Origin of the sequence: Methanococcoides sp. AM1, from assembly GCF_900774055.1 — an archaeon.
Lineage (GTDB): Archaea > Halobacteriota > Methanosarcinia > Methanosarcinales > Methanosarcinaceae > Methanococcoides.
On record NZ_CAAGSW010000004.1, the window covers coordinates 59967 to 76274 of the forward strand.

General features: G+C 41.7%; 12 protein-coding genes and 1 pseudogene. 6 read left to right on the forward strand and 7 right to left on the reverse strand.

Annotation, left to right across the window (positions count from 1 at the left end; all coding sequences use genetic code 11):
- Positions 1–19: 19 nt before the first annotated feature.
- The 4 genes from E7X57_RS07435 to E7X57_RS07450 all read right to left on the reverse strand — a co-directional run bounded on the left by E7X57_RS07435 (position 20) and on the right by E7X57_RS07450 (position 5795).
- Positions 20–2485: an ATP-binding protein gene (locus E7X57_RS07435; protein WP_135612208.1), complete on the reverse strand. Its 2466-nt coding sequence runs from the start codon at positions 2483–2485 to the stop codon at positions 20–22.
- Positions 2485–3750 (reverse strand): class I SAM-dependent methyltransferase, encoded by a 1266-nt coding sequence (locus tag E7X57_RS07440; RefSeq protein ID WP_135612210.1) that lies wholly within the window; start codon positions 3748–3750, stop codon positions 2485–2487. The genes E7X57_RS07435 and E7X57_RS07440 overlap by 1 nt, the downstream gene beginning before the upstream one ends.
- Positions 3751–4182: 432 nt before the next feature.
- Entirely contained in the window at positions 4183–4647 is a 465-nt protein-coding gene (gene ribC / locus E7X57_RS07445) for a riboflavin synthase (protein WP_135612212.1), read from the reverse strand.
- 5 nt (positions 4648–4652) lie between these two features.
- The gene (locus tag E7X57_RS07450; RefSeq protein WP_135612215.1) at positions 4653–5795 is read right to left on the reverse strand and encodes an alanine--glyoxylate aminotransferase family protein; all 1143 of its coding nucleotides are present in this window, start codon (positions 5793–5795) and stop codon (positions 4653–4655) included.
- 446 nt (positions 5796–6241) lie between these two features.
- On the opposite strand from E7X57_RS07450, the gene E7X57_RS07455 reads away from it, so the two are divergent.
- Positions 6242–6823, forward strand: coding sequence for a hypothetical protein (locus tag E7X57_RS07455; protein WP_135612217.1), 582 nt, complete (start codon positions 6242–6244; stop codon positions 6821–6823).
- Between the two features lie 130 nt (positions 6824–6953).
- Here the strand turns inward: E7X57_RS07455 and E7X57_RS07460 are convergent, their stop codons facing one another.
- The gene (locus E7X57_RS07460) at positions 6954–7511 is read right to left on the reverse strand and encodes a CBS domain-containing protein (protein ID WP_135612219.1); all 558 of its coding nucleotides are present in this window, start codon (positions 7509–7511) and stop codon (positions 6954–6956) included.
- 252 nt (positions 7512–7763) lie between these two features.
- Between E7X57_RS07460 and E7X57_RS07465 the strand changes: the two genes are divergently transcribed.
- The 4 genes and pseudogenes from E7X57_RS07465 to E7X57_RS12960 all read left to right on the forward strand — a co-directional run bounded on the left by E7X57_RS07465 (position 7764) and on the right by E7X57_RS12960 (position 12475).
- Entirely contained in the window at positions 7764–9683 is a 1920-nt protein-coding gene (locus E7X57_RS07465) for an ATP-binding protein (RefSeq protein WP_244603637.1), read from the forward strand.
- Between the two features lie 207 nt (positions 9684–9890).
- A complete protein-coding gene (gene modA, locus E7X57_RS07470; RefSeq protein WP_135612221.1) occupies positions 9891–10697 on the forward strand; it encodes a molybdate ABC transporter substrate-binding protein in 807 nt (268 codons plus the stop codon).
- Positions 10697–11365, forward strand: coding sequence for a molybdate ABC transporter permease subunit (gene modB / locus E7X57_RS07475; protein ID WP_135612223.1), 669 nt, complete (start codon positions 10697–10699; stop codon positions 11363–11365). Before modA ends, modB begins: the two co-directional genes overlap by 1 nt.
- 9 nt (positions 11366–11374) lie before the next feature.
- Positions 11375–12475: pseudogene (locus E7X57_RS12960) on the forward strand (ABC transporter ATP-binding protein).
- Between the two features lie 216 nt (positions 12476–12691).
- Here the strand turns inward: E7X57_RS12960 and E7X57_RS12880 are convergent.
- Positions 12692–12826: a hypothetical protein gene (locus tag E7X57_RS12880; RefSeq protein ID WP_256369412.1), complete on the reverse strand. Its 135-nt coding sequence runs from the start codon at positions 12824–12826 to the stop codon at positions 12692–12694.
- A 321-nt stretch (positions 12827–13147) separates the two neighbouring features.
- The gene (locus E7X57_RS07485) at positions 13148–14227 is read right to left on the reverse strand and encodes a hypothetical protein (RefSeq protein WP_210409047.1); all 1080 of its coding nucleotides are present in this window, start codon (positions 14225–14227) and stop codon (positions 13148–13150) included.
- Between the two features lie 697 nt (positions 14228–14924).
- On the opposite strand from E7X57_RS07485, the gene pscS reads away from it, so the two are divergent.
- A complete protein-coding gene (gene pscS, locus E7X57_RS07490; RefSeq protein WP_135612228.1) occupies positions 14925–16304 on the forward strand; it encodes an O-phospho-L-seryl-tRNA:Cys-tRNA synthase in 1380 nt (459 codons plus the stop codon).
- The last annotated feature ends 4 nt before the right edge of the window (positions 16305–16308 follow it).

Sequence of the window (16308 nt, forward strand, 5' to 3'; positions counted from 1 at the left end):
AACTAACCATTTCGATAATTCACAAGTCTTCGAAAGAATAAGTAGCTTCATATAGGCTCCTAAGTTCATCGGGTATTTTCCCTATGGTATGATTTATTACAGTTTGAATCTTGCGCGGATGGCCGTTTATACCTACTCTTTCTCCTTCGATTTCAACAAACCCGGGAACAAAAACATTGAGGCTTTCTATTATTGATTGCAGTTCTTTCTTTGAAATGTTTCGGCCTGTTAGCTTATTTACTTCCCTTCGAACAACCCCGATCTCAGGAGGTTCTGTATCAGTAGATTGGATCTCGTAAATTACATCAAGTATTTCTTTTATAGGGCCAGTATTAACTTTCTTTGATTCAACATTGTTAATCCACTCTGAAACTTCAGCAGGAGTATGGCATGTTTCAAACAAATCACGAAGTTTTGATAAACCAATCTGTTTAGGCACTGAAAGTAATAATAAATGGCACAAATCAGGAATAGTGATAACAGTTACTTTTTGTAGTTTTGCTTCTTTAGAAACTGCACTATCTGGGTTTTTTGCACCTGCGTAATTAATCGAAACCACGATAGCAAAATCTGCATTATAACTAGTCTGATGCCTTTTTATTGCAGAAAGTTTCGTCGTACCTGCTTGTATTTTATCCTTGCCTGTGCTTTTTGCATCGAAAGTGAGGGAATAGTTTTCATTCTGATCACTACTTGAGAATCCAAGTACTGCATTCGCTATCCCATCTGGCTCACCATTACCACCAATCTTTCTTGACTCAAATCCCAATGACAGAAATGCTCTATGTACAGCATCTTCAAGTCCAGTAGAATCTGCCTTCGAATCTTTAAGCAATTGGGCAACCGCAGTGACTCCTTCACGATCCGACAATGATAATTTTCGGAGAGTGTTGTCTCTACGCTTCATTATTGCATTTACATTTGATTCATCGATACCAAGTTCATAAAGATGGGCTTCAGTCAAAACTTCAGCTATTACAAGGAACTGGACAGGTAATGTGTCTCGATATGCATCACTATAATTTGCAATATAAGGATGGAGAAAATTAATCTTGAGTTTTCCGGTGATTAAGTCAAGTTTACCAATTGGATCACTTGAGTCCAGAATCTTCCATTCTATTTCTTTAATAATTGTTTCGTCACTTGACATTTCCCTTTTAAGGTTTTTTAATAATGCCACTTTTTTGTCTAAAGGTGGTTTTTCTATGAGGAATGGGTTTATAATTTTTCCATCATAAAAGTTCTTTGCAAAAGCATAGAGAGGTCTCTTTGAAAGAGTTAATGATGTTTGTGACAAACGATATGAAATGCTTTGTTCTCGATCAATACGGTTTTGTTCATCAAAATGATATTTTTTAACTTCATTATTGATTTTTTTCTTGAGATACTCTTTTAATTGATTTAATGGCAAAGATTCTTTAATTGATTCGCGAGTAGAAGTTAAGTTTTCATCTAACTCATCTGCATGTATTTCAATTCTAGATCTATTAAATGGACCATGTGAAAATGCACTCATTCCCAAAAGAGGATCGTCTAAGTTTACTAAACGATCTCGCACAATCAAAAATATACCATGGCTCCGCCCCAACTCAGAAGCTTTACTGCCATCTACAAGGGAATCTTCATAGAGGTCGATTTTACCATAAACTCCTTTTAAATTATCAAAATCAACAAAAAACGCACCATTTTCCTCTCTTGGCGATGCAACATCTAATCCTTCTGCTGCGTGATCATCTTTTCCCAAAACCCACGTTTTACGTATTGGTTTATTAATTTTTGATGATTGAACTTTGTTTCCATTATAATGAAGTGAAAATCCTGGGTTAAGAGGCAACGCCGTACTTAGAATCCATTTAAGTCTCCCTTCTTTAATTTCTAATGCTTTGGGTTTTAATTCAGTAAGAAGTGAAAAAGTCCACGCCTCTGCAGCATTTGATCCAAAAAGTTCAAAAGGCATTTTTTGTGAAGCTGAATTGTTAATATATGTATCCAGTACATTTTTAACGTCTTCTTCACTAATTTCTCTTTCATCAAGTTGTAATTTTTCTTTGTCATCCGTTATTCCTGAATAGTCCATAGTAGTGGCTAAAAATTTGCCATCCTTTTTACAAATATATGACAATTTGCGTGCTAAAATATAAGTCGCCAATTTTCCTATTCCAAAACGACCAATTTGCAATCGTTTTTTATCTAAATTTGGATTTTCTCTCTTTGCAGATTTCCCAATATTCCATAGATCTTTTAGACCCTGCTGATCCATGCTTTCTCCGTTGTCACAAACCCATATGTGAGCACCGTCTACGCTTAAATCGGAAGGAACATGGACTGCAACTTTATCTGCAAAGGCATCATATGAATTGCACACGAGTTCTTCAAAAGCTTTATTTGGACTTGAATACAATCCACCTGAAAACAATTCGATGATACGATAGTTTATTTTTACATCTATTGTATCAATGACTTCCCCACATGTTTCGACTGACATTATTTTCTCCCAATTAGAATAAACTCTTCACTGTATATTTTGTGTCCACTACCATCATTTGTAAATCTACCCTTGCTATCTCGATAAGGAGTCAATATTTTGTTGCTAATCTTACGCTTAGTAACAATCACTTCACTAAATCCACAATTTTTAAGTGATTCGGCAAGATGAAGTGCATTATTGATACGAACACCTTTGTACTCAGTGTTGCCGATTACGAAAAGTGCTGCACCACCACTATTAAGCATTGAATAACATGATGTTGCAACTTGTTGCATATCCAAAAAATACTTTGCTACAGAACGAGCCTTTCCATTATGTTGATCAGCTAATCTAGAAACAATATTAGTACCAGTATTATTCAATTTTTTTAATTCTCGTTCGAAATTGTAAACATGGTGGCGACTTCCGATTGACCCTTCTCTTAGTTCCCTGAAATCATCTGCAAAATCAAGCCACAAACTTGATAGTTGGTGCAAATCGGCATATTCATAAGAAGTTACATAGGGAGGACTTGTGATAATCATATCAACTTTTGGCTTGTTCAATGTAGGATCTAACAAGTTTCCAGTTACTACTTCGGCTAATGACTTTCCGATTAAGTCACTTTCTTCATTTGCTTTTGCCATAAAGCGATATTGTTCAATAAAGACTTGAAGAACATCAACGGGGATTTTATGTGGATCTACTTGTGGTTTTATTGATTTCGTAAGCCACCTGGATGTTGGCTTTAGGATATTTGAAAATGCACACAAAAAAAACATACGATATTTACTTTTGTCAGGCGTTGAATCTTTAATTGCTATTTTTAAGCGCAAAAGATCCTCATAACTTTTTTGATCATACCAGTATTTCAAGCGTCCATTGGCTGACTCATAGCACTTGTTATCAACAGGTATTTTATTATATGCACAAACGATAGCTTCATAATACGTATCCAATCTGCCAATCTGATATTTGTGACTTTTTGCTTTGGCTATCATCGTAGCGACTGGGTTCAGGTCACATCCCCAAAAATCAATATTATTTCTCTTTGCTTCGAAAGCAACTGTCCCACAGCCACAAAATATGTCAGCAACTTGATTTGTGTTTAGAGAGTTTTCTTTTGCATATTCAAGAGCTTTTGTAGTTATAAAAGCTGGGAACTTTGCTGGATAAGAATGAATTCTGTGCATTTTTAGTTCTTTTTCATTTCCAGTATTCCAGAAAGGATCAATGGGTATAGATTCAAAATCTATTTCCTGTAAGTCATTAATTTGAATCATTATGTGTCTTCCTGGCGAACTAATTATGATTATAGTTTAAAATTGCATTGCACAAGTATTTTTTAGTAATACATACTAATTATTTTTGTACATATACTTTTTGTAATTTATTGCAGTTTTCCCAATACCCCTCTTCCAAAATCAGACTTAACCAAAGATTCAAGCAGTTGAGGTGTAATCTTCTCATGAACCTGCACATGCTCAAGAGCTTCATGGTCAAGTACCAGGGAACATTGGCTGCAGAACTTATCGTCCTGACGAAGTACATTGTTACAACATGGACAGTTATTTAGTGTAACATGACGACGATTTTATTTATTCAAACCATCTTTTTCGTTGATCTCCTGCTCGTTGAGAACATAGAGTATCCCAGTTCGTTATAGAGATTTCTCTCTCCTTCAATAGATCAAAAAAAAGAATAAAGAAACTACTTTAATGTCTCAAAGTCCCAACATCCTCAAACCCTTGCCTCTGGCCAGTGCCGGCCTGCTTGACAAGTTTTTCGGGATGGAACAACATGTTAACGACATTCAAGGCATGTTCACGGGAGCGCATTTCCATAAGAAATGCCAGTTCCTTTTCGTCCTTAGCCTCATCTTCATGAACGAACACCTCTATGATGTGGGTGTTCGTCATAAGCTGTGCCTGTATAATGCCGGTTGAAGCTTCATGTGCGCAGATCTTATCCTGTTCCTTGGCTCCGGGCATGCCTAAGGCTATGACGATGTCGCATCCTTCTTCTTCTATGAGTTTCTTGGATGCTACCGGCAGGTCCTTTACGCCGGGAACTGTGATCCGCTTGATCTTAGCGGACACGTTCTGCTGGATCTCATCGACAGCAGCACGTCCCATGTTGAAACGTGCAAAGGTCGTGTCTACTACGCCTATGGTCTTCATGTGATTCAAAGTGTGTCAAGTACGCTGGCAGCTGCCTCTGTGCCTGCACCGATCGCATTAACAACGCCGAGTTTCTTCAGTACAAGTTCGAGTTCCTGGATTGTCAGCATGATGTCCTTTGGTGCGACATTGCCCATGCTTCCGATCCTGAAGATCTTGCCGCTGAGTCTGTTCTGACCGCCGGCGATGATGATTCCCTTGTCCATCATTCCGCCCTTGATATCGTTGCCGCTGACACCTTCAGGTGCTTTCATTGCAGAAACGGTGTTAGAGTAACCGCTGACCTCATTGAGCTGTGGGAACATCTCGATACCCATAGCGTCCATTGCAGCACGGATAGCAGCAGCACCGGTTGCCTGGCGCTTTGCCCTTGCTTCCATACCCTCATCCATCACGATCATCAGTGCTTCCTGAAGTCCGAAGAACAGTGGTACTGCAGGTGTGTATGGTGTCTGGGACTTGTCTGCGCTCTTCTTGTATGCCTTAAGGTCAAGATAGTATGGCAGGTTTTCCTTGGTCATTGCATCAAATGCACGCTCGCTTACGGAGAGCATGGAAAGTCCTGGTGGTGCAGCAACACATTTCTGGGAACCTACTACAGCGATGTCAACTCCCCACTCATCGACCTTAACATCATCTCCACCGATGGAGGTAACGCCGTCCATTATGAACAGAGCATCGTACTTCTTTGCAAGCTTTCCTACTTCTTCTGCAGGATTGCGGATACCTGCGGAAGTTTCGTTGTGGACCATTGTGACAGCTTTTGCGCCTTCTGCAAGCTTTTCTTCCACAAGGCCGAGGTCAACGGACTGTCCCCATTCAAACTCAAGAGGAACTACCTTACCGTATCTGGCTGCGATGTCCTTGAACCTTTCACCGAACTTACCGTTCTCGATAGCGACGACCTTGTCGTCCTTATCGATGGTGCATCCGATAGCAGCTTCCATTGAAGCTGTTCCTGAACCGCTGACTATCATGAGATCGTTCTGCGTCTGGAAGATCTCTTTGAGCATTGCAGTACAGTCATCAAACATTGCAGAAAATTCCTTACCCCTGTGGTTGATCATGGGTTTTGACATTGCCCTAAGCACCTTTGGTGCAACAGGAACAGGGCCAGGCATCATAAGTAATGTGTCTTCAAGGTCCATATAATTCTCCTGGTATTTTTATAAATTAATGAATGTCGTATCTAATGTAAACCTAGTATATAACTGGTTTCATGGAGTTGAAGGTTCTTGAACACTTTGCTTGTCCACGTTGGTAATTAGTAATGCATTCTATTAAAAAATAGAGATGTTATACGTTGAGCTGGTTATTACCTGATGTAGAATGGTGATATCTCCTCGACTTTTATAGGGTTTGCAGTGGCATCTGTCTGGACTCTACTACTGTTCATCTCTTTCATACGTTACTTCGCACCGTCGGTTGATGGGCATTTCGGGATTTTATACCAAAATTCTCATAATTATGATAATGCGCATCTGTTTTCATTTTTGCAGAGAGTTTATATATTAATAATCACATAACTTTTATTTGATATTAGATGATCCTAGTAAGGCATCTAATAAAAGTAGTATAAAAGGGGGCAGCAGTTATGAAAATAGTAAAATTGACTGTGATTTTGATTGCGATGATGACTTTACTGGCTGTTATGCCAGCTGCAATGGGTCATAACTACATCGATGTAAAACCGGGTTCATGTCCAAATTCAATCAACATAAATAGAGGTGGAGTACTACCAGTCGCTATTCTTGGCGGAGAATTTTTGAATGTGACGGATATTAATTTAAGTGAACCAATCGAGTTGGGTTTCTATAAACAAACTGGACCAGGAGTATTCGAACTAGTATATGTTCCATACCTGAGATACAGCTTTGAAGATGTGGCAGGTCCAGTTATAGTGCCTGATTCAGAATATCCATGCTGTGGAACACCTGGACCAGATGGGCTTATGGATTTAAGTTTGAAGTTTAATATGACGGAACTTGTCGCCGCTGGTCTTTCTGCAGATCTACCTGAAGATAAGCAGAAAGTAGAAGTCCGCTTTACGGCACTAAACACCACGAGTGGTCAGGAAGAAATCATAAGATCGCAGTGGGATTGCATAAGACTGATGGATAAGGGAGGAGGGCCAGATGCAAGCCCAGCACAAGCAAACAATAAGAAAATGAAGTGACTGTAATTGCCAGTGGTGTGGAATCAATCCATACCTCTTTTATGTTTTTGTTTTATCAAAACTTTGCAGTCCAAGTTTTTATTTATTCACTTTCTGTTTTAATATCCAAATATTCGTTCGTTTTTTGGGTTTAACCATGCAAAAGCTTGATCACATCGTGCTTTGTGACAAAACCGGTGGTAACTCCTTTTTCGAGTACCAGAACAGCAGGATTTCGCTCAAGCATGTGTGAGATCACATCAAGTTCAGTAGTTGGTGAGACGGTCGGGAATGCATCTCCCATCATATCCTTGATCTTCATCTGGGATATGGTAGAAGCCTTCCTGTCTGCCATGTATTTGATGATAGTGTCCTCGGAGATACTCCCCACAGGGACTCCATTATCGATCACCGGAACCTGCGAAAACCCATGTTTTTCCATCAGGTTAACAGCGGATTCTACGGAATCCTCAGAGGAAACAAATATCACAAGACTGTGCATTATGTCCTTTGCAAGTATCTTTTCCTTTTCAACTTCCTCAAAAGCGGTGAATATTTTCCTGAGTGTGGAAAGCCGGGGGTCAACATCGCCGGATTCTATACGGGCTATCAAAGGCTGACTAACACCCGCACGCTTTGCAAGACCGCTCTGTGTAAGGCTCAGTTCGATCCTTTTCTGCCTTAGTCTCTCAGGAGTCGGAAGTTGCATAATATTACTGATAGTAATGATTCTATTTAAAAGGTTTGATTATTTAATGCAAAAATATGCTAAATGATTGCAACAGGCAGACATTTATATGTTTATCATTAAAATATAATATTAGGGATTAGGGGACCGAGGTTAGTATAATTGTTCTATAATGGAACTTCGTTCTTTCCTTTGAGTTTCTTATTTAAGGTAAATTAGATCTCATTCATATAATTTGTATTATATCTATGCGCTTTCGCCAAGGTGTGCGATATGAAAATGGATGATGTGCCTCTAAAAGTGAAACTGATCCTTTACATCGGATTCAGTGTCCTTATAGTAATGGCTGTTACAACGGCCATCATTATCAATACCAGCACATCCCAGTATGAGGAACTTGCATATAAGAAATCCATAGATAAAGCAAGCAATTATGCAAACCAGTTCAACTCGGACATGCAATCGAACATGGCCATTGCAAGGACCATCGCAAGCACACTGACCGTTTACAATTCCTCTGACAGGAATGAAGTTAACGATTTCCTAAGGGAGATCCTTGTTGATAATCCCAATCTGATAGGTACCTATACTGGTTTTGAACCTAATGCTTTTGACGGAAGAGATGCTGAATTTGCAGATACTGAAGGATATGATTCCACAGGCCGCCTTGTACCTTACTGGAACAAGATCGGAGGGACCATGTTCGTGGAACCCCTTATTGACTATGATACCTTAGATTATTACCAGTTGCCAAAACAGCTTGAAGAGGAAGTACTTACAGAACCATACCTGTATCAGGGTGAACTTATTGCGAGCTATGTAGCACCAATAATGAGGGAAGGTGAGTTCGTTGGTATCGGCGGTGTTGATGTCTCACTCAACTACATCGATGAGATCGTTTCCAATGTAACTGCTTTTGAAGCCGGCTATGCTTTTACGACAAGCAATACTGGTATACTGCTATCTCATCCTGTACACAAGGAATGGATCGGGACAAAGACACTTGATGATTTTAACGATCCAGAGATATCACGCATGGCTGACGACATCATCGTCGGAAAGGGAGGTCATATTGAGACCATTGATCCAACAACAGGCGAGTATTCGATAATCTTCTATGAGCCGGTACGTACTGGAAATTATTCTTTTATTCTGGTGATCCCGGAAGATGATATGCTTGCGGATGTCACAGCCTTGCAGAATGAACTGATCCTCATATCATCGCTTGCACTTATTTTCATGGCAGGTGCAGCTTATCTTGTCGCGATGTCCATAACACGTCCGATAAATGATATCGTATCCAATTTTGCATATATCTCGAACTCTGCCCTGAAAGGCGATCTGAGCAGGAGAGCTGAAACGGACGTGGAAGTGGATTTAAGGAAGATACCATCGGGTTTGAATGATATCCTTGACTCGCTCCAGACCTATTCAGATGAGCTTGAAGAAGCAAATCAGGAACTCAAATCGCTGGATCAGATGAAGGATTCTTTCCTGTCAAATGTCAGCCATGAGCTGAGAACACCTCTTACCAGCATTAAAGGCTATACCCAGAATGTATATGATGAATCCCTGGGACAGCTCAACGACCAGCAGAAAACATCACTTGGAACCGTGCTACGTAATTCAGAAAGGCTCAGGCGCCTGATAGATTCCCTGCTTTACGTGAGCAAGGCACAGGCAGAGATCATTGAATATGACTTCAAAGAGTCACTTGTAGAAGATATAATAAACAGCACCTTCCTGGATACCATCATGCTTGTTGAAGCGAACGATCTGCATATTGAAAAGAAAGTAGCTTCTGATCTTCCAGCGATCAAAGCCGATGAAGATCGAGTGGTCGATATGCTGAACAATTTAGTTGATAACGCCATCAAGTTCACTCATCCAGGTGGCATGATAACCCTGGGTGCATATGAGGAAGAAAGATACATGCACCTGACCGTTAGTGATACTGGAATAGGCATTCCCAAAGAGCTAATTCCAAACCTGTTCAGGAAGTTCTACCAGATCGATTCGTCCATCAGAAGAAAATATGGAGGGACCGGTCTGGGTCTGTACATCTGCAAAGAGATAGTTGATGCACATTCCGGTGAGATCTGGATCGAGAGTGAACCACACCATGGAACCACGGTTCATATAAGGCTTCCAAAATCAAGGGATGAACGGGAAGTTACTGGAAGCAAGCAATAATGGCACCTGCCCTTGAATTCTTCTTTGAGAAGGCTTTACCCATATCGTCCATGCTATAGTGATCCGGTATTTCCAAATACGGATGTATATGCTTTTTTCGAGATTGGGAATAAAATTTGGGAATAATCTTTTATATAAATAATCCAATTCCATACCGTTATGTTCACCAAAACATAACGGTGTATTAAGGTCGACATGAGGGATTTTATGGAAAAGAATCATCTGATAATGGTTATTGCAGCAGTAATCTTGATTGCAGCCGCTGCTATGTTAGTAATGCCGTCATCCCAGGCGGAAGAGAATACCGAGATCACAGTTTCAGCTGCTGCAAGCCTGACTGAGAGTTTCACAGAGATCGAACAGGAATTTGAAGCACAGAATCCGGATGTTGATGTGAACCTTAATTTTGCAGGTTCCGGCTCCCTTCGCATGCAGATAGAAGCCGGGGCTCCTATCGATGTTTTTGCATCTGCTTCCCAGAAGCACATGGATCTTCTTGAATCAGGAGAATTGATCGATACTGGGACCAGGCATGATTTTGCTGAGAACTCGCTTGTGATGATCGTCCCGGCATCCGGTGAAATTGATGGTGATAACAATATTATGACCCTTGATGATCTTGCTGATGTGTCAGTCACAAAAATAGCCATTGGGGATCCGGAGGTTGCACCGGTAGGAAGATATGCAAAAAGTGCACTTGAGGGAGCTTCACTGTGGGATGATGTCAGCGAAAAGCTCATTTATGCAGAAACTGTGAAGCAGGTACTGGTCTATGTCGAGAACGGAGAAGTGGATGCAGGTTTTGTTTATATGACCGATGCAATGAACTCCGATATGGATGAGATCGAAGTTGTAGCGGAGATCCCGTTAAGAACCAGCATAAGCTATCCTATTGCGACCGTTTCCTCTTCGACTGAAAAGCAAGCTTCTCAGGAATTTATAGACTTTGTAGTTTCAGATGAAGGAAAAGATATATTCGAAAAGTATGGTTTTACAGTAACGGATGAGAATTAATGCTTGAAGATGCCTGGATCCCCCTGTTGATAACTCTTAAAGTGGCAGTACTTTCCACTGCTTTTGTAGCTGTGCTTGGAATTTTCATTTCCTATGCACTTGCAAGGCGGGAGTTTCGGGGGAAATGGCTCGCAGACATCTTTGTGACACTTCCACTGGTACTTCCGCCTACGGTTACCGGTTATCTTCTTGTGATCCTGCTGGGCAAGAACGGAATAATAGGCCAGACCATATTTGAACTGACGGGATGGTCACTGCTTTTTACATGGCATGCTGCTGTGATAGCAGCGTTTGTTGTCTCGCTTCCACTGATGGTTAAGACAACGGCTTCTGCGATCAGTGCGGTGGATCGTGAACTGGAGTATGCAGCCTATACACTTGGCCACAGTGAACTTGAAACAATGCTCTTTGTGACCCTTCCCCTTGCCAAAAAAGGCATACTTGCAGGTATTGTGCTGAGTTTTGCAAGGGCTGTCGGGGAGTTCGGTGCTACTCTTATGGTTGCAGGCAATATTCCGGGGAAGACAAATACGATGTCACTGTCTATTTATACTGCATTCCAGTCAGGCAATGATACACTGGCAAATATTCTTGTAATAACTCTTGTTGTTGTTTCGTTGGTTTCCATGGCACTGACTGCAAGATTTGTAAACCGCTGGAGCATGTGAGGTATTCAGATGGGTGTAAAGGTAAGTGTGTCAAAGGAATACAGGTCCCGAAATAAAAAGGGAAGTCGTGAGGATGTCTTCTCACTCGATGCTGCTTTTGAGACAGGGGATGAGCTGGTTGTCCTTTTTGGCCGCTCCGGTTCCGGTAAGACTACGACACTTCGATGCATCGCAGGGCTGGAAACTCCTGAGAATGGTAGTATTGTTGTTAACGACAAGACATATTTCGACAGCATATAGGGAATTAACCTCCAGCCACAGTACAGGCGTCCCGGCTATGTTTTCCAGAACTATGCCCTTTTCCCGCATATGGATGTGAAGAAGAATATCACCTATGGTCTTAAGGGATGGGATATGCAGAAGAAAGAGGAGCGGATGTTCGAGATGCTACGTCTTCTGCACATCGAGGGGCTTGAGGACAGGTATCCTTCCCAGCTATCAGGCGGTCAGAAGCAGAGGGTCGCCCTTGCCCGTGCTCTTGCTCCCAATCCCCAGATACTGCTACTGGATGAGCCATTTTCTGCTCTTGATATGGTAGTCAGGATGCGCCTGAGGGAGAGAATAAAAGCGATCCAGAAGGAGCTAAAGATACCGGTTCTTTTCATCACCCACAGTCCGGAGGAAGCATTTTCACTTGCTGACAGGGTGGTAGTTCTTCATAATGGCAAAGTTCACCAGACAGGCAGCCCAAGGGATGTTTTCTATTCTCCTGTTGACAGGAACGTGGCCGAGCTTGTGGGAGTCAGCAATATTTTTGACAACGGAAAGGTTGTAGGTAGATCTCCCGGAGGAACTGTGATTGAAGGCAGAGGTCTGCAGTTCATTACAGGCTCCAGTGTATCCGGGTCTGAAAATGTGTCCTGCGGGATCCGACCTGAGAATGTACACCTGAAACCTTATGATGAGAATTTGCTTTCCGGTGATGGCAATATTTTTGCAGGCAATGTCATTGATGTTACCGATAAGGGTAGCAGTAAAATGGTGGCCGTAGAACTTGATCGAAGCGATTTTGTCCTGCTCTGTGAGGTTCCGACACGTTTTTCAGGTGAGATCGGTTTTTCACGCGTGATCGTGGAGATATCGCCGGATGATGTGCTGGTCTTTGAGTGAATGAGATCATTGAGGCATCACTTGAAAGCTTCAAGGAGATCATGGTAGTGATCAATGGGGATGTGGAGTGAAGATGTTGATGCTGTTGTCTGCTTGTGCAGGCATCATCATTTAAACAAGACCCACCTTCAAAAATCAAAAAATAGTTTTGGGCAGATGACGTTAAAGCATCAGCCCAATAAGGTATCATTTCAGAAATCTAAAGCAGAAAAGGTATCAATCGTCGTATATCGCACTGGTGTACTTTGGGAATACAACATTATATGCTTTTTCGCATTTGTTTGTTTCCGGGTCATAGGAAACTTTAATTTCAACAGATGGTACATTTTGTGTTTTATATTTTTTTAACATTTACATTCAACTCCTTACTAACAAATATCTCCTTTTGTTCTTTGAGATCAGATCAATATTTGCAACCTGCTGAAAACCAGTATCCTCTATTTTTTGGTGATCGGATGGAAAGCAAATAGTCATTTTCTCGCCCTACCAAAAAACTTAATAGTATATATTCTTTCTCAAATAGATTAAATGCGTTATTATCTAAGCTAATATAAAATGTAAATTTTAAGTTGATTATAGATAGGACAATTTCAAATTAAAATTAAAATTAAAACAACTAAAATAGCTATAATCAAAAATAAAATAAAATAAATTGAAAGTATGTCCCCTGCGTTAATACTTCAATGCAAAGTACATACTTCCCATAGCTACCAGTGTAGCCAGAAGGCTGATGATCCCTCCTACAAATGGCAGTTCTGTCAGGATCAGAAGCAGGAAAAGACCAACTGCCAGTACAGACCACTGGTTATAGTTGAAACCTGCTTTTTTGAAGGTTATCTCTCCAAGCCACATTGCAGTGTATACCTTTGCAATTAGAAGGACGATGAACAGCAGCAATAGCAGTAAGAGTGCAATTGGGATGCCGATGATCGTTATCATCAGGACGAATGATCCGATTATAGCACCTATCAGTAAGAGAAGTCCCACCGCGATGTTCTTGAAGGGTTCTTGCTGTATGTCCTTTACGATCTCTTCGGTCTTTTCCGGGAAGACCAGGATGAGTATTACACCGAGAGCGAACAGGAAGAGGTAATAGGCGATCTTGCCGATGAAGGATATCACTTTTAGCACGCCATCGCCATCGAATACGTCTTCACGTTGTTCTGTCCTTTCGGACTTTATCTCTTCCCCAACAGTCCCGGCAGGGATCGATATTTCTTTGGAACTACTGTATTCGAGGTTACCTTTTATGCTTGAATCCGGTTCGATCGTCAGGTCAGTTGCATCAAGTATTGCATCTCCTTCCACATTACCGGAGAACATGAGCTCACCTGCTGAGACATCCAAAAGGCCTCCGAAGTTTCCTGCAATATCTGCATCTCCACTTCTTATGGTCGTGTCACCGCCAACAGTTGTGGTCTCAGTTGTTGACACTGATCCGGCAGTAACCAGAAGATCGTCACCCACATGGCCGCTGAGTTCGAGATTACCACATGCAACTCTGATATCATCTCCAATGCTGCCTGTAATGGTCACATCGCCTGCAGCAACAATGAGATCGCCGGTAATATTCCCGTCGATCTGGACCGTGCCACCGGTGGCCACTACATCGCCCAGCACAGTGCCACTTACTATTAGTGTATCACCTGCAAGGTAGACATCGTCTTCAACGATATCGTCTATGATTACCGTATCCCCGGCGTCAAACATTGACGCTGCACTTGCATTGCCTGCGAATAAGAGCAGTAGCATTATAGGTAAAAACCATAAAATTCTATCAATTTTCATAGTAACCCCACCTAATATTGTATATATAGTACTGGGGTTTTCTTGCTATTAAGGTTTACTTAAAAATCTTCAATTGTAATGGTCCAATTCAGAGAATCCTAAGAGGCTCTGAATAATAATGAAAGAATTAGAATTCAAAAAAAGTTATATCATTCTGTCAATTACGATGCAATTATGATGCATTTACATATCAAGGCCAGGCGGGATATATGGCCGAGATATGCAAGTTCAGATGTACTCCCACATCGAAAACCTGAAAAGTCCCCAGACCCTTCAGATCAGTTCCAAGGTCAAGAGAAACGGCAAACTCCTGACCTCGTATAATATATATTAAATTCCGTCCTATAAAAGTGTATCCAAAATGTGTGTACTTTGCCGCTATAATATGGGTGCTAATGTACATATAAACACATTGCCACAATCCTTTACTTTATATATAATTAAATCACACCATAGTATGGCGTGGGTTTACTTCTGCAACTTATAAGTGCTACAGTCAGCTACTTTTATATAGCAGTTTTGTAGATCTATACGCAGTTAACACCGTTAACAAATTGAAGGAACCAGCAAGAGAGTGGTTCAGGTATAGCAGACCGATCGATTGGGGTTCAAAATTGTTTTTACAGTTTTGCTTATCCCGAACCGAGCAGGTGGTAACAGAATGGATGAACAAATCAACAAAAAATATCTCGCCAACAAAATATTCGAAACCCAGTTCGCACTGGAGGATCTCAGGCAGATAGTCAGGCAGGCTTTACCTACGGGTATGAGCAATGAACAGTCTGAACGCTTTTCTGAGATCGTGTCGGGTCTTGGCGGCCTTATCGAGGAGATAGGCGCAAAAGACGGCCAAACACAACCTGTCAGTATTGTGGGCGACCTTATGTGCCGAACAAGGGAAGAGGAGTTCATAAATATACAGCCCATTCAGGCCGGTGGAAGACTAACACCGGAAGCCCGCAAAGCTGTTATAGCTTATGGGGACGGGTACTCAACCTGTGACAACTGCCGAAAGCCGTTCAGGCTCGATAAGATCGAAAAACCTTCGATCGCAGAGTTCCACACAGAGCTCGCAGAGTTCGTTGGAATGGATCAAGCACGAGTAGTTCCCGGTGCTAGGAGAGGTTTCCAGGCCGTTGCTTCAACTCTTGTTGAAAAGGGTGATACGGTGGTCGTATCTGCATTTGCACATTATACGGAATTCCTCGCTGTGGAAGGTGCCGGTGGAATTGTAAAAGAAGCTCCTGTGAACGAGGAAAATGTACTCATAGCCGAATCAGTGTCACACAAGATCGATGAAGTAAAGAAAGAGACCGGTAAATTGCCGTCCCTTATCATGATCGACCATTTCGACTATCTGTTCTGTAATGAACACGATATCTATGGTATCGGTAAAGTGGCACAGGAATACGGAATTCCGTTCCTTTACAACGGAGCATATACAGTTGGTATCATGCCTGTTGATGGAAAGAAGCTCGGTGCGGACTTCGTAGTAGGTTCCGGACACAAGAGCATGGCATCTGTAGCTCCTTCAGGAGTACTGGCAACCACTGATGAATGGTCTGACAAGATTTTCAGGACCACCCAGATGGTCGGTGATGTGACCGGAAGAAAGTTCGGCATCAAGGAGGTCGAGTTCCTTGGGTGCACACTGATGGGAGCACCGTTGCTGTCAATGATGGCATCGTTCCCATATGTGAAAGAAAGGACAAAGCACTGGGATGAGGAAGTCAAGAAATCCAACTATTTCCTCAACGAGTTCCTGAGGATCGAAGGAAATGAAGTGCTGAGCGAGTTCCCGAGAAAGCATGCCCTTTCCAAAGTAGATACCACCAACAGCTTCGACAAAATAGCAAAGACGCACAAGCGCAGGGGATACTTCTTCAGTGACGAACTGAAGAAACGAGGTATAGCAGGTGAGTTCCCCGGTGCTACAAGAAGCTGGAAGCTGAGCACATACGGACTTTCATGGGACCAGATACACTATCTCTCGGATGCATTCCTTGAGATCGCTGAAAAATACGAACTTAACATCAACTGAGGTA

What these genes read in the sequence shown, in the direction of transcription:
- E7X57_RS07435 (WP_135612208.1), bottom strand. Translation starts at nt 2,485, where the DNA reads ATGTCAGTCGAAACATGTGGGGAAGTCATTGATACAATAGATGTAAAA.
- E7X57_RS07440 (WP_135612210.1), bottom strand. Translation starts at nt 3,750, where the DNA reads ATGATTCAAATTAATGACTTACAGGAAATAGATTTTGAATCTATACCC.
- ribC (WP_135612212.1), bottom strand. Translation starts at nt 4,647, where the DNA reads ATGAAGACCATAGGCGTAGTAGACACGACCTTTGCACGTTTCAACATG.
- E7X57_RS07450 (WP_135612215.1), bottom strand. Translation starts at nt 5,795, where the DNA reads ATGGACCTTGAAGACACATTACTTATGATGCCTGGCCCTGTTCCTGTT.
- E7X57_RS07455 (WP_135612217.1), top strand. Translation starts at nt 6,242, where the DNA reads ATGAAAATAGTAAAATTGACTGTGATTTTGATTGCGATGATGACTTTA.
- E7X57_RS07460 (WP_135612219.1), bottom strand. Translation starts at nt 7,511, where the DNA reads ATGCAACTTCCGACTCCTGAGAGACTAAGGCAGAAAAGGATCGAACTG.
- E7X57_RS07465 (WP_244603637.1), top strand. Translation starts at nt 7,764, where the DNA reads ATGAAAATGGATGATGTGCCTCTAAAAGTGAAACTGATCCTTTACATC.
- modA (WP_135612221.1), top strand. Translation starts at nt 9,891, where the DNA reads ATGGAAAAGAATCATCTGATAATGGTTATTGCAGCAGTAATCTTGATT.
- modB (WP_135612223.1), top strand. Translation starts at nt 10,697, where the DNA reads ATGCTTGAAGATGCCTGGATCCCCCTGTTGATAACTCTTAAAGTGGCA.
- E7X57_RS12880 (WP_256369412.1), bottom strand. Translation starts at nt 12,826, where the DNA reads ATGTTAAAAAAATATAAAACACAAAATGTACCATCTGTTGAAATTAAA.
- E7X57_RS07485 (WP_210409047.1), bottom strand. Translation starts at nt 14,227, where the DNA reads ATGCTACTGCTCTTATTCGCAGGCAATGCAAGTGCAGCGTCAATGTTT.
- pscS (WP_135612228.1), top strand. Translation starts at nt 14,925, where the DNA reads ATGGATGAACAAATCAACAAAAAATATCTCGCCAACAAAATATTCGAA.